General features: G+C 63.3%; 24 protein-coding genes, 1 tRNA gene and 1 riboswitch. Of the genes, 14 read left to right on the top strand and 11 right to left on the bottom strand.

Annotation, left to right across the window (positions count from 1 at the left end):
- Positions 1-73: 73 nt before the first annotated feature.
- Positions 74-1,333 carry an MFS transporter gene (locus EN869_RS30480; protein ID WP_127230211.1) on the top strand — a complete coding sequence of 420 codons (1,260 nt, stop codon included), beginning with the start codon at positions 74-76 and terminating at the stop codon, positions 1,331-1,333.
- A 47-nt stretch (positions 1,334-1,380) separates the two neighbouring features.
- Here EN869_RS30480 and EN869_RS30485 read toward each other — a convergent pair whose 3' ends face one another.
- Together EN869_RS30485 and EN869_RS30490 are read right to left on the bottom strand one after the other, a co-directional pair.
- Positions 1,381-2,040 carry a response regulator transcription factor gene (locus EN869_RS30485; protein WP_127230261.1) on the bottom strand — a complete coding sequence of 220 codons (660 nt, stop codon included), beginning with the start codon at positions 2,038-2,040 and terminating at the stop codon, positions 1,381-1,383.
- Between the two features lie 186 nt (positions 2,041-2,226).
- A complete protein-coding gene (locus tag EN869_RS30490; RefSeq protein WP_127230210.1) occupies positions 2,227-2,652 on the bottom strand; it encodes a hypothetical protein in 426 nt (141 codons plus the stop codon).
- A gap of 111 nt (positions 2,653-2,763) precedes the next feature.
- Between EN869_RS30490 and EN869_RS30495 the strand changes: the two genes are divergently transcribed.
- Entirely contained in the window at positions 2,764-3,111 is a 348-nt protein-coding gene (locus EN869_RS30495) for a DUF952 domain-containing protein (RefSeq protein WP_127230209.1), read from the top strand.
- Positions 3,108-4,187 carry a quinone-dependent dihydroorotate dehydrogenase gene (locus EN869_RS30500; protein WP_127230208.1) on the top strand — a complete coding sequence of 360 codons (1,080 nt, stop codon included), beginning with the start codon at positions 3,108-3,110 and terminating at the stop codon, positions 4,185-4,187. Before EN869_RS30495 ends, EN869_RS30500 begins: the two co-directional genes overlap by 4 nt.
- On the opposite strand, the gene EN869_RS30505 is transcribed toward EN869_RS30500, so the two are convergent.
- Positions 4,180-5,514, bottom strand: coding sequence for an MATE family efflux transporter (locus EN869_RS30505; protein WP_245489648.1), 1,335 nt, complete (start codon positions 5,512-5,514; stop codon positions 4,180-4,182). The two genes, EN869_RS30500 and EN869_RS30505, sit on opposite strands and share 8 nt — an antisense overlap.
- Positions 5,515-5,653: 139 nt before the next feature.
- Here EN869_RS30505 and EN869_RS30510 point away from each other — a divergent pair, with 139 nt between their 5' ends.
- Complete coding sequence (locus tag EN869_RS30510; protein WP_127230206.1) at positions 5,654-6,565, top strand: histone deacetylase; 912 nt, start codon at positions 5,654-5,656, stop codon at positions 6,563-6,565.
- A 56-nt stretch (positions 6,566-6,621) separates the two neighbouring features.
- On the opposite strand, the gene EN869_RS30515 is transcribed toward EN869_RS30510, so the two are convergent.
- From EN869_RS30515 to EN869_RS30525, 3 genes are all read right to left on the bottom strand, one after another.
- Positions 6,622-6,891: a DUF6460 domain-containing protein gene (locus EN869_RS30515; protein ID WP_245489649.1), complete on the bottom strand. Its 270-nt coding sequence runs from the start codon at positions 6,889-6,891 to the stop codon at positions 6,622-6,624.
- A gap of 64 nt (positions 6,892-6,955) precedes the next feature.
- Positions 6,956-7,798, bottom strand: coding sequence for a galactosyltransferase Lgt5 (locus EN869_RS30520; protein WP_127230205.1), 843 nt, complete (start codon positions 7,796-7,798; stop codon positions 6,956-6,958).
- Complete coding sequence (locus EN869_RS30525) at positions 7,795-8,793, bottom strand: hypothetical protein (RefSeq protein WP_127230204.1); 999 nt, start codon at positions 8,791-8,793, stop codon at positions 7,795-7,797. The genes EN869_RS30520 and EN869_RS30525 overlap by 4 nt, the downstream gene beginning before the upstream one ends.
- Positions 8,794-8,976: 183 nt before the next feature.
- Between EN869_RS30525 and EN869_RS30530 the strand changes: the two genes are divergently transcribed.
- Positions 8,977-9,050, top strand: a tRNA-Gly gene (locus tag EN869_RS30530).
- A gap of 13 nt (positions 9,051-9,063) precedes the next feature.
- Here EN869_RS30530 and EN869_RS30535 read toward each other — a convergent pair.
- Positions 9,064-9,519, bottom strand: coding sequence for a hypothetical protein (locus EN869_RS30535; RefSeq protein WP_127230203.1), 456 nt, complete (start codon positions 9,517-9,519; stop codon positions 9,064-9,066).
- A 773-nt stretch (positions 9,520-10,292) separates the two neighbouring features.
- Here EN869_RS30535 and EN869_RS30545 point away from each other — a divergent pair.
- The gene (locus EN869_RS30545; protein WP_127230202.1) at positions 10,293-11,177 is read left to right on the top strand and encodes a hypothetical protein; all 885 of its coding nucleotides are present in this window, start codon (positions 10,293-10,295) and stop codon (positions 11,175-11,177) included.
- 153 nt (positions 11,178-11,330) lie between these two features.
- Complete coding sequence (locus EN869_RS30550; protein ID WP_167498531.1) at positions 11,331-11,810, top strand: CatB-related O-acetyltransferase; 480 nt, start codon at positions 11,331-11,333, stop codon at positions 11,808-11,810.
- 91 nt (positions 11,811-11,901) lie between these two features.
- Here EN869_RS30550 and EN869_RS30555 read toward each other — a convergent pair whose 3' ends face one another.
- Together EN869_RS30555 and EN869_RS30560 are read right to left on the bottom strand one after the other, a co-directional pair.
- A complete protein-coding gene (locus EN869_RS30555) occupies positions 11,902-12,240 on the bottom strand; it encodes a protamine-2 (modular protein) (protein ID WP_127230200.1) in 339 nt (112 codons plus the stop codon).
- Between the two features lie 105 nt (positions 12,241-12,345).
- Positions 12,346-13,335, bottom strand: a complete 990-nt coding sequence (locus EN869_RS30560) for a LysR family transcriptional regulator (RefSeq protein ID WP_127230199.1) — start codon at positions 13,333-13,335, stop codon at positions 12,346-12,348.
- Between the two features lie 291 nt (positions 13,336-13,626).
- On the opposite strand from EN869_RS30560, the gene chvE reads away from it, so the two are divergent.
- The 5 genes from chvE to EN869_RS30585 all read left to right on the top strand — a co-directional run bounded on the left by chvE (position 13,627) and on the right by EN869_RS30585 (position 19,388).
- Positions 13,627-14,697 (top strand): multiple monosaccharide ABC transporter substrate-binding protein, encoded by a 1,071-nt coding sequence (chvE, locus tag EN869_RS30565; RefSeq protein ID WP_040985857.1) that lies wholly within the window; start codon positions 13,627-13,629, stop codon positions 14,695-14,697.
- A gap of 188 nt (positions 14,698-14,885) precedes the next feature.
- Positions 14,886-16,421 carry a multiple monosaccharide ABC transporter ATP-binding protein gene (mmsA, locus tag EN869_RS30570; RefSeq protein WP_127230198.1) on the top strand — a complete coding sequence of 512 codons (1,536 nt, stop codon included), beginning with the start codon at positions 14,886-14,888 and terminating at the stop codon, positions 16,419-16,421.
- Positions 16,418-17,710 carry a multiple monosaccharide ABC transporter permease gene (gene mmsB, locus EN869_RS30575; protein ID WP_127230197.1) on the top strand — a complete coding sequence of 431 codons (1,293 nt, stop codon included), beginning with the start codon at positions 16,418-16,420 and terminating at the stop codon, positions 17,708-17,710. Before mmsA ends, mmsB begins: the two co-directional genes overlap by 4 nt.
- A gap of 203 nt (positions 17,711-17,913) precedes the next feature.
- Complete coding sequence (gene araD1, locus EN869_RS30580; protein ID WP_127230196.1) at positions 17,914-18,909, top strand: AraD1 family protein; 996 nt, start codon at positions 17,914-17,916, stop codon at positions 18,907-18,909.
- A gap of 149 nt (positions 18,910-19,058) precedes the next feature.
- Complete coding sequence (locus EN869_RS30585; RefSeq protein WP_127230195.1) at positions 19,059-19,388, top strand: hypothetical protein; 330 nt, start codon at positions 19,059-19,061, stop codon at positions 19,386-19,388.
- Positions 19,389-19,415: 27 nt separating this feature from the next.
- Here EN869_RS30585 and EN869_RS30590 read toward each other — a convergent pair whose 3' ends face one another.
- The gene (locus tag EN869_RS30590; protein ID WP_127230194.1) at positions 19,416-20,510 is read right to left on the bottom strand and encodes a 2'-deoxycytidine 5'-triphosphate deaminase; all 1,095 of its coding nucleotides are present in this window, start codon (positions 20,508-20,510) and stop codon (positions 19,416-19,418) included.
- Between the two features lie 116 nt (positions 20,511-20,626).
- A riboswitch (SAM riboswitch) is annotated at positions 20,627-20,704 on the top strand.
- Positions 20,705-20,760: 56 nt separating this feature from the next.
- Between EN869_RS30590 and EN869_RS30595 the strand changes: the two genes are divergently transcribed.
- Positions 20,761-21,951: an O-succinylhomoserine sulfhydrylase gene (locus EN869_RS30595; protein WP_127230193.1), complete on the top strand. Its 1,191-nt coding sequence runs from the start codon at positions 20,761-20,763 to the stop codon at positions 21,949-21,951.
- 138 nt (positions 21,952-22,089) lie between these two features.
- Here the strand turns inward: EN869_RS30595 and EN869_RS30600 are convergent, their stop codons facing one another.
- The gene (locus tag EN869_RS30600) at positions 22,090-23,235 is read right to left on the bottom strand and encodes a ceramide glucosyltransferase (RefSeq protein WP_127230192.1); all 1,146 of its coding nucleotides are present in this window, start codon (positions 23,233-23,235) and stop codon (positions 22,090-22,092) included.
- A 220-nt stretch (positions 23,236-23,455) separates the two neighbouring features.
- Between EN869_RS30600 and apaG the strand changes: the two genes are divergently transcribed.
- Positions 23,456-23,848 carry a Co2+/Mg2+ efflux protein ApaG gene (gene apaG / locus EN869_RS30605; protein ID WP_127230191.1) on the top strand — a complete coding sequence of 131 codons (393 nt, stop codon included), beginning with the start codon at positions 23,456-23,458 and terminating at the stop codon, positions 23,846-23,848.
- Positions 23,849-24,003 lie beyond the last annotated feature (155 nt).

Below are 24,003 nucleotides of genomic sequence, written 5' to 3' on the forward strand. Positions count from 1 at the left end.
CGTTTACGTCAACCAACGCGCAATCCCGGCTTTCGGGCCCGGGCCTCCGAGCCTTTGACGCGTAGGTGACATCATGACCGTTTTTCTGCCCTCCTGGCGCGAGCTGCCGCGCCCGGCTCTGCTCGGCCTGTTCCTGTTCTTCTGCGCCGGTTTCGCCGACGGCGCGCTGGTGCCCTTCTTTCCGCTCTGGGCAAGCGGCGAGGCGAACATCCCGATCGGCGCGATCGGCCTCTTGTTTGCCTGCTATGCCGGCGGCGAGCTCGTCGCCGCGCCGCTGATCGGCGGCATCGCCGACCCGATCGGCCGGCGGCCGGTGCTGATCCTGTCCTCGTTCGGCGTCGGCTGCGGTTTCATCACGTTGTTCTTCGTCCATGGCATCGTCCCCACAGCGATCGTTCTGCTTTTGACGGGCATGTGCGAGTCGGTGCTCCACCCGACGATCCTGACCGCTATCGCCGACGTGACCGAGCCGTCCGCGCATCCGCGCTGGTTCGGCATGGCAAGGGTGAGCTCCAGCGCCGGGCAGATCCTCGGACCGGCCTGCGGCGCGCTGCTCGCGCCCGTTTCGCTGAGCAGCGTGTTCCTGGCCGGCGGCGGCATGCTGCTCCTTGGCGGCATCGTCATGCTCGTCGCATTTGCCGAGACAGGTGGCAGCCCGCGCAGCAAAAACGACATGGATGAAACGGAGGAAGAGGAAGGCCTGCCGGCGCTGCTGCCGGCGTTCCGCGACGGTCGCCTGGCCAAGCTGCTCGTCTGGGTCGTGCTGTTCGAAATCTACGGCAACTGGATCGAAGCCGTGATCCCGCTCTATGCGCAGGATGCCGGCACGCTCACCCCGTCTGGTGTCGGCACACTGTTTGCCTACGCGGCCGCCTTGACGGTCGGGTTGCAGATGCTGGTGAGCCGCCTTGCCGAGGCACGATCGGCGCTTTGGCTGACAATAGGCGCCGGCATCTCGACCATCGCCGCCTTCGCCCTGCTTGCAGCCTCGCCGGCCATGATCTCGCTGGTCGCCGCCGTCAGCATGTGCGCGGTGGCGCAGATGCTGGTCGGACCGCTGGTGCCGAGCGCCGTCAATGCGCTGGCGCCGGCTTCGCGGCGGGCCTCCTACATGGCGGCCTCGTCGGTGGCGGTCGACCTCAAGGACTCGCTCGGGCCTTCAATCGGCACCGCGCTCTATGCGCTGGCGCCGCGGCTGCCCTGGTTCGCCGGCATTCCGCTGGTGGCGATCGCTTCGCTTGGCCTTGGCGCCGCGATCGGACGGGCGCGGAACCCTGTGGACACCGTCGAGGATGATGCAATGCCGCGCTCGGCCGTCGAAAACTATCGCTGAGCCTCAGCACCACGGCCAAGTCGTGCGGGCCGGCAGCTTCAGAGGAGTCAGGTCACCGGCTGCAGCGGATCGCCGCCGATCTTCGACAACTGGATGACCGCCTGGGTGCGGCTGTCGACGCCGAGCTTTTGCAGGACCGCCGAGACATGCGCCTTGATCGTCGCCTCGGAGACACCGAGCTCGTAGGCGATCTGCTTGTTGAGCAGGCCTTCGGCCAGCATGCCGAGCACGCGTGTCTGCTGCGGCGTCAGCGCCTGCAGGCGCTTGATCAGGTCGGAGATTTCGGGGTCGCGCTCGACGCCGAGCTCGATGCCGGCGGGTGCGGCGATGTCGCCGGCAAGCACCGCCTGCACGGCGCCGCGGATTTCTTCCATGCTCGCCGATTTGGAGATGAAGCCGGAGGCGCCGAGATCGAGCGCGCGGCGGATGGTGACGGGATCGTCATGCGCCGACACCACCACCAGCGGCACCGTCGGATGGATGCCGCGCAGCGAGATCAGCCCTGAGAGGCCGCTGGCGCCGGGCATCGACAGGTCAAGCAGCACCATGTCGATATTTTCGTTGGCCAGCACCAGCGCCTTGGCGCTTTCGAAATCGCCGGCCTCATGAATGGCGGCAACGTCGCCGATGCCGGCCAGCGCCTCCTTCAAGGCGCCGCGAAAAAGCGGATGGTCGTCGGCAATGACGAAGGTGTGGCCCGACGGCAAATATTCCTCCCCCGATCCCATCATCATTGTCTGCTTCTTGCGGGGACCGGAACGATTATGCGGCGGCGCTGCGCGTTTTCAAGCGGCAAAGGCCGCGAGAAGGGGTTTTCCCAACGGTCCGGCTCTTATTTTGCGCAAGTCCAGACAGAAAACCGCGGTACACTTTTCCTGGAATTGCGCCCGGGTTCAGGTCTTCTGGTTCAGCTTGGCGCCGTCTTCCTTGTCCATGTCCTTGACGATGTCCTTGAAGGTCCGGAAGAACTGCTGCATGTAGCCCATCGTCTTGTTGAAATCCTCCTGGCTCGGCAGTTGCGATTCAAGCCGTGCGGAGAGCGAATTCTCGAGCTTGGCGACACGCGCGTCGAGCGCCTTGACCGAATTGTCCAGCCGGTCGATCTCGTCCTGGTAGGCGGCACGCTCATCGGCCGCCATCTTGCAGACGAGTTGGCCGGAGCGCTCCTCGCAGATCGACATGGCGCCGGTCTGGGTGTCCATGCGGACATAGCCGTTGGCGGACTTCTCCAGCCGGTAGCGGTCAGTCTCCTCGGAATAGGCGGAAGCGGCAACCAGCGAGCAGAGCGCCGCCGGGATCAGGATGTGGTGAAGACGCATGTTGTCCTCCATGAGCCGATAAGCGCAGCGTTATCACAGCTTTGCGCCGGAAATGGGGAAGAACGCGGCTCAACTCTTCCCCATGCCTCAGCTTCGGACTATAGCGCGGGAATGTCTCAGATTATCTACAAGATTGCGCCCGAGGCGCTTTGGCGCGAAGCCGAGAAGAACGGACGCTTCACCGGCGCGCCAATCGACATTGCCGACGGCTTCATCCATTTCTCCACCGCCGCCCAGGCGCGCGAGACCGCTGCCAAGCATTTCGCCGGCCAGACGGACCTGCTGCTGATCGCGATCGACGGGAGCAAACTGGGCGATGCGCTGAAATACGAAGTGTCGCGCGGCGGTGCCCTGTTCCCGCATCTCTACGCCCCGCTGGATCTCGGTGCGGTTCTCTGGGCAAAGCCGCTGCCGCTCGGCGCCGGTGGCCACGACTTTCCGACACTGGAGGGTGAATGAGCGTGCTCGACCGGATCGGCCAAAAGCTGCTTTTCTCCTTCGATCCGGAAACGGCGCATGGGATGTCGATCGCGGCTTTGCGCTGCGGCCTGCCGATCGGCGCGACTGCGCCGCGCGACGCGCGGCTCATGGTCAATGTCTGCGGCCTCGATTTCCCGAACCCGCTCGGCATGGCGGCCGGCTACGACAAGAACGCCGAAGTGCCGGACGCGCTGCTTGGGCTTGGCTTCGGCTTCGTCGAGGTGGGCACCATCACGCCGCTGCCGCAACCCGGCAATTCGAAGCCGCGCATCTTCCGGCTGACGGCGGACGAAGCGGTGATCAACCGGCTGGGCTTCAACAATGAAGGCCATGCGGCGGCCGAAAAACGGCTTGCCGCGCGCAAGGGACGGCCTGGCATCGTCGGCGTCAACATCGGCGCCAACAAGGACAGCGCCGACCGGATCGCCGACTATGAGCGCGGCGTCGCCCGCTTCGCGGCGCATGCCAGCTATCTGACGGTCAACATCTCCTCGCCCAACACGCCCGGCCTGCGCAACATGCAGGCGCGCGAGCAGCTCGGCGAATTGCTGTCGCGGGTGATGGCAGCGCGTGCGGTGGCGCCGGCGCAGCCGCCGGTCTTCCTCAAGATCGCGCCGGACCTTGTCGAAGCCGAACTGGAAGACATCGCCGCTGAGGTCCTCGAGAAAAAGATCGACGGCGTCATCGTCTCCAACACGACGCTGGCGCGGGCCGGATTGCGGAGCGGTGGCGTGGCGAATGAAACCGGCGGTCTCTCGGGAAAACCGTTGTTCGAACGTTCGACCGCGGTGCTCGCCCGGATGCGCAGATTGCTAGGCCCGCAGATGGCCATCGTGGGCGTCGGCGGGGTCGATTCCGCCGAGACGGCACTGGAGAAAATCCGCGCCGGGGCCGATCTCGTCCAGCTTTACACCGGCATGATCTACGCCGGGCCGGCGCTGCCCGGGCGCCTCATTGCCGGCATGGCGCGGTTTGCGGAGCGCGAGCGGCTTGGCTCGATCCGAGATCTGCGCGACTCCGCTTGCGACCGCTGGGCTGCAAAGCCGGTCAGCTGAAGGCGGTGCGCACCCTGAGCCTGAGCACCGTCAACAGGCTGAAGCCCCGCACCAGCAGGAAGACATGCAGCGACGCCCACAACCCATTGTTGCCGAAAGCCGGTGCCAGCGTGATCAGCGCGGCGCTGAAGGCGAGGAAGGACAGCAGCATCATGTTGCGCATGTCGCGCGACCAGGTGGCGCCGATGAAGACGCCGTCCATCTGGAAGGCGAGCACGCCGCTCAGCGCCGTGAAGGCGGCCCAGGGCAGATAGGTGTCGGCGACTTCGCGGACTTCCGGCGAGGTCGTCACCAGCGCCACCAGGCCGGTGCCAGCCGTCAGCAGGATGAGCGTGGCGATGCCGGCGAGGCCAAAACCCCAGATCAGCGTCAGCCGCACGGCCTGCCGGAATGGGGCCGGCGCTTGCGCGCCTATGGCGCGGCCCGCGAGCTGCTCGGCGGCGGTGGCGAAGCCGTCGAGAAAATAGCCGGCGATGAGGAAGAAGTTCATCAGCACCGCATTGGCGGCGAGCGTCACCGTGCCGAACTGCGCGCCCTGCCTGGTGAACAGCGCGAAGGCAGCCAGCAGCGAGAAGGAGCGGATCATGATGTCGCGGTTGAGCGACAGCATGTGGCGATAGGCCGGCAGATCGAGGATGCGACGGCGCGACGGCCGCTCCAGCTTGTGGAAGCGGCTGAGCACGATGGCAAGGCCGAGCAGCATGGCGAAAAACTCGCCGGTGACGGTCGCCCAGGCGACGCCGGCGACACCCCAGCCGAGTTCGAGGCCGAGCAGGAAGCAGAGCACGATGTTGATGCCGTTGAGCACCGCCTGCAGCATCAGTCCGAGCCCGCCTTCGCCGCGTCCCAGCACGTAGCCCAGGATGGCGTAGTTGATCAGCGAAAAGGGCGCTGCCAGCAGCCTGATGCGGATATAGACCGACATCGCCGCGCTGACGCGCGGCTCGGCGCCCATGAACCATTGGCCAGCCACGGCAAAGAGCGGCGAAAGGGCGGCAAGCACGACGCCCGCGACGATCGCGATCAGCACGGCGCGCCAGAGCACCGCCTGCTCTTCCAGCGCATCGCCGCGCCCGAAGGCCTGGGCGACCAGACCGGTAGTGCCGGAGCGCAGGAAGTTGAAGGTGGTGAAAACGACGTCGAAGACCAGCGATCCCGCCGCCAGGCCGCCGAGCAGCGCTGCGTCGCCGAACTGGCCGACCACCGCCGTGTCGACGATGCCGAGCAGCGGCGTCGTCAGATAGGCAAGCGTCATCGGCACGGCGATCGCCAGCACCGAGCGGTTGGTGACGACAAAGGACCTGGCGTTGGCTTGCGTTATGTCCAAGGGAATCGCGTCCAAGGGATTGCTGCCTGGCTGATTGCGGCTTGATCGGGAACCCGATGTGCCCCAGTTTGCCAGCGTCACGCAACCACATCCGCCGGACTGCCAACCGAATTCCAAACCTGGCGCAGCCCCCCGATCCATGCCGCTGCCGATCGTCCATCACCCCGACTATGATGCCGGCTTCGCCGTCAACCATCGCTTTCCGATGAGCAAATATCCGCTCTTGATGGAGGCCCTGCGCCTGCGCGGGTTGGCCGCGCCGGCAGCGCTTTCGATGCCAGAGCCGGCGCCGCCGGCATGGCTGAAACTGGCGCACGCGGCCGACTATGTCGACCAGGTTATCGCCTGCCAGGTGCCGGACAGAATTGAGCGCGAGATCGGCTTTCCGGTCGGTCCGCGCGTGTCACTGAGGGCGCAGCTCGCAAGCGCTGGTACCGTGCTGGCGGCGCGGCTGGCGCTGAAACACGGCATTGCCTGCAACGCGGCCGGCGGCAGCCATCATGCCAGGCGCGCGCAAGGCGCCGGCTTCTGCACCTTCAACGATGTCGCCGTCGCAGCGCTGGTGCTGTTGGCCGAAGGCGCCGCCGAAAACCTGTTGATTGTCGATCTCGACGTGCATCAAGGCGATGGCACGGCGGACATTCTTAAATACGAGCCTCGCGCCTTCACCTTTTCCATGCATGGCGAGCGCAACTACCCGGTGCGCAAGATCGATTCCGACCTCGACGTCGCCTTGCCGGACGGCACCGGCGATGCCGCCTATCTCGAGCGGCTCGCCGCCATCCTGCCGGAGCTGTCCGAGCGAAGGCATTGGGACATTGTCTTCTACAATGCCGGCGTGGATGTCCATGCCGAGGACAGGCTCGGCCGGCTGGCGCTGACCGATGACGGCCTCAACGCCCGCGAAGACATGGTCATAAGCCATTTCCGCGGGCGCGGCGTGCCGCTGTGCGGCGTCATCGGCGGTGGCTATTCGACCGACGTGCCGGCGCTGGCCGCACGCCACGCCATCTTGTTCGAGGTGGCCGCCCGACACGCCGCGGATTACTAAATCTAGACAGTAGGGAATAGGCAGAGGGCAATGGGGAAAGACCGCCCTACTGCCTACTACTTCCTGTAGCTGGCGATCCGAAGCAGGATGAAGACCGGCACGACGATCGCGGCGCCGAGCAGGATATAGCCCACGAAACGGTCGACGGCGTGGAAACCGAGATTCCACAAATCGACGAAGAACTGGCGAATGCCATAGAAGACGTCGATCGGTGACCAGCCGAATGCGTGCATGACGAGGCCTACGAGGAAGGAGACGACGAGCAGCTTCAGGAACACCCTGAGTGGCGTGTCGCCAAGAAAGCGCGTCAGTGCGGACAAGGCCATTCTCCGGTTCCAGCCGCCCGATTCGGCGGCGCGATACCAGAAATACGCACTCGGCTGTCCGCCATCAAGCTGACGGCACGCAAGGGGCTTCGCCTGGACAGGACCTGTCGCCTTCAGCCGCCGGCAGGTTGCGGTGCTCCAGCAACTGGCTGAGCGGAGAACCGGCAGGGATCGGGCGGCCGCCGATCCGGTCCCTCAGCAGATTGTCGAAGAGATGGATGCAGAGCGTGCGCGGGGTCACGATGTCCGTTATCGAAAGCTCGGGGTCGAGGAACAAGCCGACCTGGCCGTAGTGGACCGGATAGAAGACGTCGATGGTCGCCGCATGGCCCATAACGCCGGCCTTGCCGGCAAAGTAGGTCATCGCATCGGGTCCGAGCATGCCCCATCCGTACTGCGAAACATGGATCGGCCGACCCATCATCTTGCGCCAATGGTACCGCCGGCGCTTGCGGTCGCTGAGCCACGGGGCAATGAAATACGGATCGTCCGCCATCCTCAGTGCCTCGCGCAGCATGTCGCTGTCCGCGGGCAGTTTGAGCACGGCGCCGTTTAGCTCGGTATCGGTCTGGTAGCCGAAGATGTAATCGGCCTGCGGCACCGGCCTCAGGCAATAGACATCGCAATCGACATAGAGGCCCATCCCCGCCTCGAGGATCTTCAACCGGTAGAGGTTGGAGAACAAGGAAGGGCTGCCATTGGATCTATAGGTGATGATTCGCTGCCTCGGCATGAGCCGCGATGCGTCGAAAATCTCGACGCCCTTCGGCACATTGCGCGGGGCGTCATAGCAGTGGAGAAGCACCCGGTGCCCGCCGAGCACGAAGGAACGCAGGCAGGCTGCATGGAGGTCGCCAAGCGCCTCGCCGATCCAAAGGGCGTTGACGACGGGTTCCATCGGCGTCATGCGGCACGCCCGCCGCCAGCCAGGATCGCGCCCGCCTGGGCGGCGAACTCGCTGACGATCCGTGCCGGCGATCGCAACTCGCGCATGGCTTCGCGATAGGCCGCCGCGCGGCCTTCGAGCCCGGAGATCGGCTCGCGCAGATCGCTTATCAGGTCGCGCAGGCGGGTGGTGTGCGGACGAAAACATCGCTTTGCGGCCGCGCTGAGGGAGTTCGCCGGCACGCCGACGGGCACCGAACCGGCATAGGCGCATTCGACATATTTCATCAATTCGACGTTGAAGCGGGCGCCGCACAGGAAGAAGTGCGTGAAGCGCGCGGCAAGAGCGACAAAACGGTCATGGGTGATGTCGTGCCGTGGCGGCTTGCCCTGTCCAGGATAGCCCGGATGCTTCAGATCGTGGACGAGGTATCTCAGCAACGGAGACCAGCGCCGCCTGCGACGCAAGGCGTAGCGGATCGGATAGAGTTCTCGTGAATAGTTGCCAGACAGGAAGAGCCTGCGACTGCGGCCAGGAAGAGGGGCGTCGACCTCTCGCGACGAGTCATAGGCATAAGGAAGGCGAGCGATGCCGGACGCGTTAAGCCGCCTGGTGAAAACCAGGAAAGGGCCTTCCGGATCATAGGTCGTGGCATAATGGACGCCGGGAAGGTCGGCGCAGTCGAAGATGAAGCGGACATTGGGATTGGCCGAATCCGGCATGTCGGGGTCGCTGATCCGAAAGAAGATCGCCGGGCGGCTCCTCGCGGGAAGGGCAAGATGGCGCTCGAGACGCGCTACATCCGCCTCTTCCAGACGGTTGTCGACGACGCCGAGATCGAAGTCGCCGCCGTCGAGCGCGCTGATCGGCCTGACTTCCCAGCCGAGCGGCCGAGCGAAAGCCGGGCCGACGCCGGGATAGATCGCCTTTTCGTAAGCATGAGTATCGGAATAGAAATAGATGATCCGCAACACGATGCCCCAAATGGCGCTGATATGGGCACCGATGCCTGACAAGCCGTGCCCTTCGCGGCAAGCGAAACCCCGGCATTTTGTAGTTCATGTCGAGAGGTTCGGGCAATGCCGCTCGATACAGCGAGAGCTTCGGTCCGGTGGCACGGATGACGCCCGGCTCCGAAGGTTAGTCCAATCGCTTTGCCGATTGCTTGCAGCCGGGACCTCATGGTAACGAGGGCTCGCGCGGGTATGATGTAATGGTAGCCTGTCAGCTTCCCAAGCTGAACGCGCGGGTTCGATTCCCGCTACCCGCTCCAGCTTGCCCCGCGCCTAAGCCAGCACCCCGCATAGGGCAAGGTGTTGCGCGGCTTCGTCGGCGCCCATACGCATGATTGTGTGGGTGAGCCCGCCATGCTCCCCGATCCACTGCCGCACCCAATCCGGGTATTGCGAGACCAGATATTGGGCGGCTGCCGCATTCTGTTCGGCGCCTACACCGTAAGGCAGATGAAAGCCGAAAGAGGCACGCCGCGTGATGCAAAGCTGCCCGGGCGGCAGTGATAGATAGAGCGTGCAGGCACTGTCGCACGTTCCGTCAAATTCCACCTGCTCTTCGGCGGCGCGCAATTCGGCGATGTGCAAGGCGAAAGCCACGATCTGGCCGCCGGGATTTTCGCGCACCGTCTCCGCATTGACTGGCGCCGCCACCGAGGCAGCCGCAAGGAAGGCAATCGCCTTGGCGGCCGGCCTCCATCCGACTCGTGAAATCGGCCTATCGTTGCGCATTCCCTGCCTCGCGTTCGTCCCCCCGCGCACAGGCTAGCACTGGTATGGTTAACAACCGACAGCTTACCGGATCGCGAACGCCTGGCAACCGGAGAGTGACGTCAGATAGGGTCGAGAGGCGTTTATGGTTCTGCTGAGGCCTGAACCTCGAAGAAGGATCGCCGCGTTCTAAAGAGCGCGTCCGACCACCACCTCATAGGGCGTACAGATATTGGTGTTTTCCTCGCTGTAGAGGGAGGCAAAAAGATGCACGAGGACTGTCAACTATTCTCCATGACGTCGAAAGTACAAACCACGCAGTTCGCGTGAGGAGAGCCGTTCGGGGTTTTCGGTATTCCCAACAAAGTTGTAGACGTCGGCACGGTTGCCGGGGAGTAGGTCCCTAATGTTCTGGGCGGCGAAGGATGATTCGCCATATTCCGCCATCGCGTAGCAATAGGCGATTTTTGTCCGTTAAAAATTAACCGTCGAGCAGAAGGTCAGGCATGCTGACAAAATGGCCGGATCCTACTCCAAACGCAAGCATCGCCTTTCACTGGCCTGTCATGCCGGCGCTGCACAACAAACCCGTTGAGATTACGGCGAAAGGGCTAGCCTCCCACGCTGAACGCGTGGATTCGCTACCCGCTCCATCCTGCGCAAAGGTTTAAGTCCGATATCAGCAATGCTTCCGTTCGCATGGGAGGCACCGTGCGCGTGTGGACGAAATTCTAAGCCGCTTGAACTACTGCTTCTGGTTGTTGTGTCGGTCGCGGACGGATAAAAGACAAAGCATGCCGCGTGCACTATCGAAATACACAGTCCGCGAATGGTTAAGACTTCGGCCGCTGGTCGACCGCAAGAATCATGCGCGCTATCAAGTTCGGGAGCGGATAGCCCTCGCCAGGCACGCCAGTCCGGTGGCCCTTCCTCGTCTCCGTGGCCGAAAAGTGCTGATCACGATCAGTTTCAACGATCCCGAAGTTATCGAGTGGCAGACCAGGCTGATTGCTAGAAACGTGCCTGAGGTCATCCATATCATTGCAGACAACTCAACCAAGTTGATGGCGAGGGATGCGATTCGCAACATCTGCGCGGCGGCCGATGTTGCTTTCGTGGCAGTGCCGGCCAATCCTTGGGTAGGCCGAGAGAAGGAAGGGGGCAAATCGCACGGCTATGCCCTGAACTGGGCATGGAAGAACATCGTTCTCGCGAACCGGCCTTCCATGGTCGGCTTCCTGGATCACGATATTTTCCCGACCGCGAAGACGGATCCTTTCCGCATGCTCGATCAAGCGACAGTCGCGGGGTTGGTTCGAACCGCGCCGGAGGAGCGCTGGTACCTATGGCCCGGCTTCGCCTTTTTCAACTTGGAACGATTGCGGACGGATCGGCTCAACTTCGGTCGAGATTGGCTTGATGGATTTGATACTGGCGGCCTGAATTGGCGCTGCCTGTATCGTGCACTCAGCAAGGAGGATCTGTGCGCGGCTGACTATGAACGAATCGCAGTCGCTGCCGGGGTAGCGATGGACGAGGCAATATTCGAGCGAATTGACGGTTGGCTTCATGAAAGCCGCTTCACGACCGACATTGACCTGGCGCCAGCGCGCCGCCAGCAGTTGATTGAACTCAAACGACGCAGGGTCCTGGATAGTTTGATGGCACTGCCCGCATAATTCGGCTGCTCCAGGCGGTCAGGATAGCTGTACCGGTCGATCGGTTCACGTTATCGACACGCCATGGCGATGTTTAGAGAACTTCGGACAAGACTGGGTTTGCGAAAACCGTACCCTGGCAGGCATGTCACTATAGGTCGGAAGACCTACGGCGTGGACTTCGGAAACATTTTCCAGGCGACCGCTGAGGCACCGGTCAGCATTGGAAATTATTGCTCGATCGCTGCTGGCGTACTTTTTATCGCTGCCGGCGAGCACCCGATGTCTTTGGTGTCCAGCTACCCTTTTCCAGATTCTGACCGGTTCGGACCACCTACACGGGACATCGCAAAGGGGCCGATCACTGTAGGCAATGACGTATGGATCGGTTCGCGCGCGATTATCTTGTCAGGCGTAAAGGTAGGTGACGGCGCAGTCGTTGGCGCCGGCGCCGTGGTTTCCAAGAATGTCGAGCCGTATGCCGTGATCGCAGGCAACCCTGCTAAGGTGATACGGCATAGATTTGAGCCAAAAGTGATAGAAGGACTTCTGGCCATCCGCTGGTGGGACTGGAGCGACGATCAAATCGAGGCGGCGATGCCTGATTTCCACGCCTCTGTCACGGAATTCGTCTCGAAGTATCGGGCGGCATAACCAATCGACAGCTCCAGGCGACAGCGGATAACCGCCAAGGATGGGTCCTGCATGATCGTGCAAGACCCATCCTTTTAGGCTAGCGTCTGAACTACAGCCAGATATTGATCCAATAGCGCTCGCGCCAGCAGCGGCGGCGCCAGCTGCCGTGACGCCAGTAGCGGCGGCAGACATGTCTCCAGCCGCGCCGGCGGCGACGCCGGCGATGGCGCCAGCGCCAATCTCCGTAGTAGTGACGCCGGTGGGAGACCAGCTCCACTTCGGCCGGATCGTCGCCTTCGAAGACCGCGTTGTCCGGCTTGTCGAGTTCGTCCAGGATCCCGTTACCAGCGGGAACACCGGCCACCGCCTTGCCGGGTCCGGCCAGGCTCGCAAGTGCCGCCGCCCCCGCAATGCCAAGTATTCCAGTCAGAAATAGCCGACGTTCCATCAAAAACCTCCCGAGCTGTTGAGCATCGGCGGCCCTTCCCTCACCCGCAACGGGCTTCAGCGAGCGACCGATCGGCTTGAACGTACAAGTAGCATTCTCGTTCCATTATCCCACTTCGCGCAAAATGAAGTCATGCAGCATTTTCGCGGCCGGCGAGAGCACGCGATTCTTGACCGTGATCAGGCTGTAAGGCCGGACCTCGATGTCGAACTCGGTCTGCACGACATCGATGGCGCCGGCCAGGCCATCGCCGCCTTGAATGAACTTGGCGACCTGGATCGACACCGGCGCGATGGCGTCGGACTGCGCCACCATCACCAAGGTGAGGAGCAGCGAAGAGGTGTTTAGGATGCGGTCGGGCAGCGCGATGTCACGGTTGAGAAAGTTGCTTTCCATCGCCTGGCGCAGCGGCGAGCCGCCGGACTGGAAAACCCAGTCATAGCTCGCCGTCTGCTCCAGCCGCACCGTCTTGCCGCTCGCCAGCGGATGGCCGCGGCGCACGATGAGGCAGGCTTTCTCGACGCCGATGACGCGCGATTCGAAGAGCCGCGGATTGAGGTCGTCGGGGATGCGGGCGATGATGAAGTCGTGGCGCGACGCGATCAACTCGCGGGCGAGCACGTTCGAGGTTTCGACCTGCATGGTGATCTCGATGCGCGGATAGATGCGGCGTATCTCGCGAATCGCCGGCACCGCGAGCTCGATTGCCGGCGCTGTCACCGCGCCAAGGAACACCGACCCGCCCTTGCCTGCCTTGAGCTCAGAAATCTCACGATCGGCCTCCCGCATCTCGAGCAGGATCGAGCGGGCGCGGCGGGCGAGCGCCTGGCCGTAAGGAGTCAGCGTCACGCCACGCGGCAGCCGCTCGCACAACCTAACGTCGAGCACCGCCTCCATCTCGGCGATCATGCGCGATGCGGCCGGCTGCGAGATGTTCATGACCTGGGCGGCGGCGCTCACCCGTCCGTGATCGTCTAGAGCGGCGATCATGCGCATGTGGCGGAGGCTCAGGCCGCTGCGCAGCAGCGTCTCGCCATCTCCCGGCAATTTCTCGTAACCCACTGCAATCGCATCAGGATCGCGCAATGCCGCCATCGATCGAAGCATCTCCACCAGGTTTCTGTCTGCCGTTTAAGCCATACCAGTTTCGATATAGCAACCAGCAAAGATCGCATTTGACAGTTATGTCAAAGGGACCCACCCTTCGCGCGTTCCGAGGCGTAGGGGTCGGTAACGAGCGAATTCGTATCGATTGAAACTGCGTCGCGGGGCCGATTGGGAGGATACCGGAGATCGATAAAGCCGACAGAGGCGCGCCAGCGCATCTGTTCGGCTGCGCGGCCCGCGAAGCCCCGAGGTCGCGACCATCAACCAGGGAGAGTAATCGTGAAGATCATCAAGACGCTGGCCGCCGTGGCGGCCCTTGGCATTGCCGCCATGAGCTATTCGGCGCATGCGGCCGACAAGGGCCTCATCGGTGTGCTGATGCCGACCAAGACCTCGCAGCGCTGGATCAACGACGGCGATGCCGTCAAGTCCCAGCTCGAGAAGCTCGGCTACACCGTCGACCTGCAATACGCGCAGGACGACATCCCGAACCAGCTCAGCCAGCTGGAAAATGAAATCACCAAGGGCCCGAAGGCGCTGATCATCGCCTCGATCGACGGCACCACCATGGCCGACGCGCTGCAGAAGGCCAATGATGCCGGCGTCGTCGTCGTCGCCTATGACCGCCTGATCAAGAAGACCCCCAATGTCGACTACTACACCACCTTCGACAATTTCGGCGTCGGCGTGATCCAGGCGAACTCGCTGGTCAAGGGCCTCAAGGAGCGCTTCCCGAACACCAAGCCGTGGAACGTCGAGCTGTTCGGCGGCTCGCCGGACGACAACAACGCTTTCTTCTTCTACAACGGCGCGATGTCGGTCCTGCAGCCGCTGATCGATGACGGCTCGATCAAGATCAAGTCCGGCCAGATGGGCATGGACAAAGTCGGCACGCTGCGCTGGCTCGCGGCCACCGCCCAGGCACGCATGGACAACCTGCTTTCGGCCAACTACTCGGACGGCAGCCGCGTCGACGGCGTTCTGTCGCCCTATGACGGCCTGTCGCGCGGCATCACCGCCTCGCTTCGCGCCGTCGGCTACGGCACGGACGCTCAGCCCTGGCCGATCGTGACCGGTCAGGATGCCGAGACCGCTTCAGTCAAGCTGATCATCTCGGGCGAGCAGTATTCGACGGTGTTCAAGGACACTCGCGAGCTGGCCAAGTCGACCGTGGAGCTGGTCGACAAGGTCCTCTCAGGCGGCAAGCCTGAGGGCCTCGACACCAAGACCTACAACAACGACGTCAAGGTCGTTCCCTCGATCCTGCTGACGCCGGTTGAGGTCGACAAGTCGAACTACCAGAAACTGGTCGTCGACTCCGGCTACATCAAGGCCGAAGAGCTGAAGTAATCCGGCTTGAAAACGAGGGGTCCTGCCCGACGCAGGGCCCCTTTTCGTTCACAAGTGACGCCGGTATTGTTTTTTGCCGGCTCTGCAGCGCCATGCGCCGTCGCGGCGCGGACCAGACTGCAGTATGATAATTTCGCGCATGACACTTTCGAGAACCGGAAGGCCTGCGCCAGGGAGCGGAATTCCTGATGACCTCGACGATTTTGGAGATGCGCGACATCACCAAGACGTTCCCCGGCGTGAAGGCGCTGTCGAACGTCAACCTCAGCGTCGAGGAAGGCGAGATCCACGCCATCGTGGGCGAGAACGGCGCCGGCAAGTCGACGCTGATGAAGGTGCTGTCGGGCGTCTATCCGTCCGGCACCTATGAAGGCCAGATCGTCTTTCGCGGCCAGGAATGCCATTTCAAGGGCATCCATGACAGCGAGCATATCGGCATCGTCATCATCCACCAGGAGCTTGCCCTGGTGCCGATGCTGTCGATTGCGGAAAACATCTTCCTCGGCAATGAGCACGCCACCTATGGCGTCATCGACTGGAACGCCAACGAGAAGCGCACCAAGGGCCTGCTCGACAAGGTCGGCCTGAAGGAAGATCCCAAGACGCTGATCACCAATATCGGCGTCGGCAAGCAGCAGCTGGTCGAGATCGCCAAGGCGCTGAGCAAGGAAGTGAAGCTTCTGATCCTCGACGAGCCGACCGCGTCGCTCTCGGAAAAGGACAGCCAGGCGCTGCTCGACCTTCTGCTCGAGTTCAAGCGCCAGGGCATGACTTCGATCCTGATCTCGCACAAGCTCAACGAAGTGAACCGGGTCGCCGACAAGGTGACGGTGATCCGCGACGGGCGCACCATCGAGACCTTGCCCAGGAAAGACATCTCGGAGGACCGCATCATCACCTCGATGGTCGGCCGCTCGCTCGACGACCGCTATCCGCCGCGCGAACCGCAGATCGGCGAGGTCATCTTGGAGGTCAAGGACTGGTCGGTCTACCATCCTATCCATGCCGAGCGGCAGGTGATCAAGAACGTCAGCCTCAATGTGCGCAAGGGCGAGGTGGTGGGCATCGCCGGGCTGATGGGCGCCGGCCGCACCGAATTCGCGATGAGCCTGTTCGGCCGCTCCTATGGCCGGCACATCACCGGCGAGGTTCTGCTCAGGGGCAAGCCGCTCGACCTCTCATCGGTGAGCAAGGCAGTGGAGAACCGGATTGCCTATGTCACCGAGGACCGCAAGACGTACGGCCTCAACCTCATCGACCACATCAAGCACAATGTGACTTTGGCCAACCTTTCCGGGGTTTCCAGCCGCGGCGTCATCGACGACATGCGCGAGATGAGCGTCGCCAACGACTATCGCAAGAAGACCAACATCCGCGCCTCCAGCGTCTATCAGCTGACCGGCAACCTCTCGGGCGGCAACCAGCAGAAGGTGGTGCTGTCGAAATGGCTGTTCGCCGATCCGGAAGTTCTGATCCTCGACGAGCCGACGCGCGGTATCGACGTCGGCGCCAAATACGAAATCTATACGATCATCGCCCGCCTCGCCGCCGAGGGCAAAGCGATCATCGTCATCTCGTCGGAAATGCCTGAACTGCTCGGCATCACCGACCGCATCTATGTCATGAACGAAGGGCGTATCGTCGGCGAAATGGCAGCAAGCGACGCCAGCCAGGAAAAAATCATGCGCGCCATCGTTCGCGGAGAAGGAAAAAAAGCATCATGAGCACAGAAAGCGCTCCTGCGCCGCAAAGCGGCACAGCCGAAGACGTCAAGCAAGGTCCGCGCATCGCCGTCTCGGCGTTGACGACGAACTTGCGCGAATACGGCCTGATCATCGCGCTGATCGTCATCATGCTGTTCTTCCAGTACACGACGTCGGGAACGCTGTTCAAACCGGTGAACCTTTCCAACCTGGTGCAGCAGAACTCGTTCATCATCGTGATGGCGCTCGGTATGCTCCTGGTGATCGTCGCTGGCTATATCGACCTCAGCGTCGGGTCGGTCGCGGGCTTCATCGGCGCGCTGGCGGCGATGATGATGGTGATCTGGCCGCTCGGGATATTCTCGAATCCGCTGGTCGTCTCGATCGTCTGCCTCATCGTCGGCGCGCTGATCGGCGCCGCGCAAGGCTACTGGATCGCCTATCACCGGATACCGAGCTTCATCGTGACGCTGGCCGGCATGCTGATCTTCCGCGGCATCTGCCAGGCGCTGCTCGGCGGCGGCTCCTCGGTCGGCCCGCTTCCCGACAGCTTCAAGGCGCTGAGCTCGGGCTTCATCCCGGACGTCATCGGTCCGCTGACGCTGATCCCTCCGACGGTCAATGCCGCCGGCAAGACCATCGTCGGCAGCGGGCTCACGCTGCACATGACGACGATCGTGCTCGGCCTGATCGCGGTGCTCGCCTACGCCTATTTCGGCTTCAGGACGCGGCGCAAGCGCGAGGCGCATGGTTATGAGGCCGAGCCTTTTCCGCTGTTCGTCGTCAAGACGCTGGTCGGCAGCGCGCTGGCGCTGTTCCTGGTCTTCCAGTTCGCGAGCTACCGAGGCCTGCCGGTCGTGCTTCTGGTGATGGGTGTGCTCATCTCGCTGTTCGTCTTCGTCACCAAGCGCATGACCATCGGCCGCCGCATCTATGCCATGGGCGGCAACGCCAAGGCCGCGCAGCTGTCGGGCATCAACACCGAAAGGCTGACGCTGCTCGTCTTCATCAACATGGGCGTGCTTTCGGCGCTCGGCGGCCTGATCATCGCGGCGCGCCTTGGCCAGGCCGTGCCGGCGGCGGGCCTCGGCTCAGAGCTCGACGTCATCGCGGCCGTCTTCATCGGTGGCGCCTCGGCAATGGGCGGCGTCGGACAAGTGATCGGCGCCGTTGTCGGCGGCTTCATCATGGGCGTGATGAACAACGGCATGTCGATCATGGGCGTCAATGTCGATTGGCAGCAGGTGGTCAAGGGCCTGGTGCTGCTCGGCGCCGTCATCTTCGACGTCTACAACAAGAACAAGGCTTAAGGGCCGGAACAAAGTTCAGGAGGCATACGGGTTCTAGATCGCGAAACTGCCGGCAACCCGTCGGCGCCAAGAAGTCCCACGCAGGGACCAGGCTCGCGAGCGCAATCCGGACGAAGGATTTCAACCGTGGCGCGGATTGCTTCGCGCTGCGCCGGTAAGGGTTTGCCCGCGGGCAGCCAGGCAAGATGAGAGAGGATTCAAACATGCTGATCTCCCAAATCCTCGACGACGCCGAGACGATCCGCGTCGTCGCTCGCAACGGCGGCGGCAAGACCAGGATCATCAACAGCGCGCGCAGCGTCTATTCGCTGGCGATGGAGGCCGCGCGGACAGGCACAGGTCTCGAAGCGCTGATCGAACGCAAGGGCTATGGCGAGACCGTCGATCTCGATGCGGCCTACAAGAGGGGCCGGCTGGTGTCGCCAATCAACCATCCGGATCCCGCGCATCTGCATCTCACCGGCACCGGCCTGACGCATCTCGGCTCCGCGGCGACGCGCGATTCCATGCACAAGAAGCTCAGCGAGGGTGGCGAGGAGGAACTCACTGATTCCATGAAGATGTTCCGCATGGGTCTCGAAGGCGGCAAGCCGGCCAAGGGCCAGGTCGGCGTCCAGCCGGAATGGTTCTACAAGGGCAACGGCACGATGGCGGTGGCGCCAGGCGCGCCGCTGATGTCGCCGGCCTTCGCGCAGGACGGCGGTGAGGAGCCGGAGATCGCCGGCATCTATGTGATCGGCGATGACGGCGCGCCGTTCCGCGTCGGCTTCACGCTGTCGAACGAGTTTTCCGATCACGTTACGGAGCGGGTGAACTATCTGTTCCTCGCCCATTCCAAGCTGCGCAATGCTTCCTTCGGTCCCGAAATCCTGATCGGCGACCTGCCGGCCGACATCCGCGGCGCGTCACGCATCTGGCGCGATGGCAAGCTCTTGTGGGAGAAGCCGTTCCTGTCGGGCGAAGCGAACATGTCGCACACCATCGCCAATCTCGAGCATCATCACTTCAAATATTCGGCCTTCCGCCAGCCGGGCGACGTTCACGTGCATATGTTCGGCACCGCGACACTGTCCTTCGCCGACGGCATCAGGACCGAGGCCGGCGATACGTTCGAGATCGAGGCGCAGGATTTCGGCCTGCCGCTGCGCAATCCGCTGGAGATCGAAAAGCCGGTGAAGGTGGCGGTGAAGGCGCTGTGAGATAGCGCCAAGGGCCCGGGAGACGGTATGGACCGGAAGCGGATCGGCACGGTGTTGATGGGCCTAATGCTTGCCCTCGCCTGCACGTCCTCCACGGCTCACAGCGCCCCAAAATGCAGCCCGAAGTCCTACAGCCAGGCCGGTCCGCGATGACGAGCCGGCTTCTCGCCGCCGGTTACTCCAAACCGCAAGTGGGCTTTCTGATGCGCAATACGGATCGTATGACGTCCGCGCTGCGCGCTGAAAGGTTGAACGACAAGGCCAAGGCCTGCGGCATCGACTCCGCGCGAGCCTATGTTCTCGGATGCCTCGACAAGCAGCTGTTTCCAGCAGGGGCGGGCTCGAACTCTCCGCTCGATGAGATGAAGCAGACCTCAGGATTTTGGGGCAGAAAGCGCCTGACTGTGCGCGAACTGCTCTACATCGGCCATTTTCACGCCTGCCTGGGCGCGGCGAAAGAATTTCTGTTTCGCGGCTGACCTGCGACACCCAAAATTGAGTCGCGATCAGCGCGCGGCGCGGAAATGCTTGGAGAGCTTCAGGCCCTGCGCCTGGTAGTTCGATCCGAGATCGGTGCCGTAGAGCGCCTGCGGCCGCTTCAGCATGTGCTCGTAGACAAGGCGGCCGACGATCTGGCCGTGGTCGAGGATGAAAGGCACCTCGTGGCTGCGCACTTCGAGCACCGCGCGGCTGCCGGTGCCGCCGGCAGCGGAGTGGCCGAAGCCCGGATCGAAGAAGCCGGCATAGTGGACGCGGAACTCCCCGACCAGCGGATCGAAGGGCGTCATCTCGGCGGCGTAGAGCGGCGGTACATGCACCGCCTCGCGCGAGACCAGGATGTAGAACTCGTCTGGATCGAGCACCAGCTCGCCGGCGCCGCTCTTGTAGATCGGCTCCCAGAAATCGACGACATCCTGCGCGGCGCGCTTGTCGACGTCGACAAGACCTGTGTGGTGCTTGCCGCGATAGCCGACAAGCCCGTCCTTGTCGCCGTCGAGGTCGATGGAGAGCGCAATGCCGCCGCCGGAAATGTTGGGCGGCTCGGTGGCGACCAGCATCTCGGCGCGGTGAAGGTCGCGCAGTTCGCTCTCCGACAGCACCGCATTGCCGGTGCGGAAACGGATCTGCGACAGCCGCGAGCCGGCGCGCACGACGATCGGGAAGGTGCGCGGGCTGACTTCGAGATAGAGCGGTCCCCGATAGCCGGCGGCGATCTTGTCGAACTCGTGGCCGCGATCGGTCATGACGCGGGTGAAGATGTCCAGGCGACCGGTCGAGCTCTTCGGATTGGCGGAAGCGGATACGTTCGACGGCAGCGCCAGGCTTTCGAGCAGCGGCACGATGTAGACGCAGCCCGTCTCCAGGACCGCGCCCTCGGCGAGATTGACCTCGTGCAGCTTCAGCCGGTCGAGCTTGTCGGCGACCAGATGATCGGGCCCCGGCAGGAAGGAGGCGCGCACGCGATAGGCCTTGTCGCCGAGCCTGAGATCGAGGCTGGCCGGCTGGATCTGGTCGGCGTCGAGCGCGCGCGGCGACTTCAGCGCGTTGGCCGCAAACAGCGCCGCGATGTCCTGATCCGGAAGAATGCCTGTCTGCCGCAAAGGCTGGCTCCGTTCGCAAGGCCGGGCGAATATCTAAGCAGGCTCTTGCCGCCCGGCTGGTACAAACGTCTTAATGAAGCCGGCAATTGACGCAAGCGCGGCGCTCATTTAAAGGGTCGTTATCCCGTGGTGATTTGGCCGGTCGGCTTGCAGCCACGTTAAACAAGTCGCTAAAGGACCGTCGAGCCGCAAGGCTATATGGACCGGTTGCGACTTCGCGGCCGGTTTTTTTGTGTCTGGAAGCAGGGCTATGAGCACCAAGAAGCGCAACTGGAAACCTCAGACGGCACTCGTGCATGGCGGGACATTGCGTTCCGGCTTCGGCGAGACCGCCGAGGCGATGTATCTCACGCAGGGCTATGTCTACGAGACGGCGCAGGCCGCCGAGGCCCGCTTCAAGGGCGAGGAGCCGGGCTTCATCTATTCGCGCTACGCAAACCCGACCGTCGACATGTTCGAAAAGCGCATGTGCGCGCTGGAAGGCGCCGAGGATGCCCGCGCCACCGCCTCGGGCATGGCGGCTGTCTCCGCGGCATTGCTGTGCAGCGTCAAGGCAGGCGACCATATCGTTGCGGCACGCGCCTTGTTCGGCTCCTGCCGCTGGGTGGTCGAGACGCTGGCGCCGCGCTATGGCATCCAGGCGACGCTGGTGGACGGCACCGACATCGCCAACTGGGAAAAGGCGGTCAGGCCGAACACCAAGCTGTTCTTCCTGGAGAGCCCGACCAATCCGACGCTGGAAGTGGTCGATATCGCCGCGGTCGCCAAGCTCGCCAATTCAATCGGCGCCAGGCTGATCGTCGACAATGTCTTTGCCACACCGCTGCAGCAGAAGCCGCTGCAGCTCGGTGCGCATATCGTCGTCTATTCGGCGACCAAGCACATTGACGGCCAGGGCCGTTGCCTGGGCGGCGTCATCCTGTCCGACAAGAAATGGATCGACGAGAACCTGCACGACTATTTCCGCCACACCGGTCCCAGCCTGTCGCCCTTCAACGCCTGGACGCTGCTGAAAGGCCTGGAAACGCTGCCGCTGCGCGTGCGCCAGCAGACCGAGAGCGCCGGCAAGATCGCCGACTTCCTCGCCGGACGGCCGGAGATCGCGCGTCTCATCTATCCGGGCCGCTCCGACCATCCGCAGGCCGATGTCGTCAAGAAGCAGATGTCGGGCGGCTCGACATTGATCTGCCTCGACGTCAAGGGCGGCAAGCAAGCGGCTTTCGCCTTCCAGAACGCGCTCGACATCGTGCTGATCTCCAACAATCTCGGTGACGCCAAGAGCCTGATCACCCATCCGGCGACGACGACGCACAAGAACCTGAGCGAAGAGGCGCGGGCCGAGCTCGGGATCGGCCCCGGCACGCTGAGGCTCTCTGTCGGCCTGGAGGACACCGACGATCTGCTGGAGGATATCGAGCAGGCGCTGAAGGCAGCCACATAGGACCTGTCGCGGCGCCACCGCGCCGGGAGGGGCCTTACAGCGCGTGGCGCTGAAACGAATTCAGGGCGAGGCGCTTTAAGTCTTTGCTTGATGCAAGTCGTTGTCCCAGAACCGCTGCGCATTTCTGGGCGACATGCATTAGGCAGGTTCTTCCAGTTCGGTCATCGCCTTGGCGCGGATGGTCATGGCATTGCCGCGCCAGTCGACGGCGCCGCCGAACCAGCCGCGCGCCCAGATGGCGGGCAGCATCGCGTCGCGCACGATCATGGCGGTGATACTGCGCGGCGACAAGTACCAGCCCTTGGCCCAGGCCAGCAGGCATTCCGGTAGATAGGCGATCGCCAGCACGCACAAGGCCGTGCTGGGCAGGCTGGCACCGACGCTTGCTGCGGCAAGCAGCGCCAGCAGCAGCGGCACGGCGGCGCCGGTCAGGATCTCCGGCGCGAAGAACAGCGGGAAGGTGACCCGGCGCAGCCGCGCCCAGCGCGTCTGGCGCGCCCAGATCTCGGCGAATGTGCGCTGGCCGAGCGGCTGCTCGAAGGGCGAGGCGACGAGATTGACGCGCAAGCCCAGGCTGTTGACCAGCTTGGTGGCGGCCGCGTCCTCGGCACTCTCGGCGCCAAGCGCCTCAATGCCGCCATTGGCGTCCAGCATCGGCTTGTTCCACAGCATGCTCTTGCCCTGGGCAAAGCCGAGGCCGAGCGCCTCGCCGGCATATTGCCAGCGCGCCTGCAGCGAGTTGAGGAAGCCGCATTCGACCTCGGCCCAAAAGCCGTCCGGCCGCGAGCCGATCGGCGTCGAGCAGACAAGGCCGGTGTCCGGGCGCCATGCCGCCATCAGCTGCTGGACATAATCCCGCGGCATCAGCACGTTGGAATCGGCGAGGATGACCCAATCGTGCCGCGCCGCCTGCCAGCCCTTGACGCAGTTGTTGAGCTTGGGATTGGCGCTGACGCGATCCTCGCCGACCAGCAGCCGCGCCGCAACCTTCGGATGGCGCGCGATCGCCGCGCTGATCAGCTTGACCACCGGATCCTCGGCTTGCGCGACGCAGAAGATCAGCTCATAGCGCGGCCAGTCGAGCAAGAAAGCGCGCTGCAAGGTCTCTTGCGTGAACGGCTCGACGCCGCGCGACGGCACGATGATCGTGACCGGCGACGGCGCGCCGGCGGGCGGCGCAATGACACGCCGCCGTTTCAGCCGCGATGCGGCCAGCAGGATGCTGGCGAGATTGGAAAGGAGAAGGGCTGACGAAGTGAGCGCGGCTGCGATAGTCAGTTCCATCGATATCCGATCACTCCGGAAAGGCCGCATGCGGCCGTTTCATCAGTCGACAGAGCGCCCCGAGTCGCCCGGCACGGTTTGCGCACACCAACATTGTCATGTGTCACTTAAATGACATTGTTTTTCGGCACCTGCGCTTAAAGTCTGGCAGGATGGCTGGCGCTTCGCCTACTAAGAGTGAAGCGTGGCAAGTGTCCCGCGGTGGCAACCGGAGTGGCTCATGTATCGCGCCGTGACGCGTAACATCGAAGTGCTGGTCAGGCCCTTCTATCTGGAGGACCGATCCGATCCGTCGGAGAACCGCTTTGTCTGGGGCTATCAGGTAACGATCGACAACCGCTCCGACGAATTCGTGCAGCTTTTGTCGCGCTATTGGCACATCACCGACGGCCGGGGCCGGGTCGAGGAGGTGCGCGGGGCGGGCGTCGTCGGCGACCAGCCCGAACTCAATCCCGGCGACAGCTATCAATACACATCAGGCTGCCCGCTCTCGACGCCGTCGGGCATCATGGTCGGGCATTACACGATGCGGAATGGGCGCGGCGAGACGTTCGATATCGCCATTCCGGCTTTCTCGCTGGATATGCCGGGGACGAAGAGGACGGTGAATTAGGCGATTGGCTCTTTCTCCCCCGTTTTACCAGGGCTATCGCATATGGGTTAGGGCCTGGATGAGATAGTCGTCATTCCAGGCGCATTTCTTGATGCGGTGGCTGATTGGAACTTTGTCAGCATCTGCGGCCTGAAGGATGTTTCTGGCGATGCGGG

Source organism: Mesorhizobium sp. M2D.F.Ca.ET.226.01.1.1, from assembly GCF_004022705.2.
Lineage (GTDB): Bacteria > Pseudomonadota > Alphaproteobacteria > Rhizobiales > Rhizobiaceae > Mesorhizobium.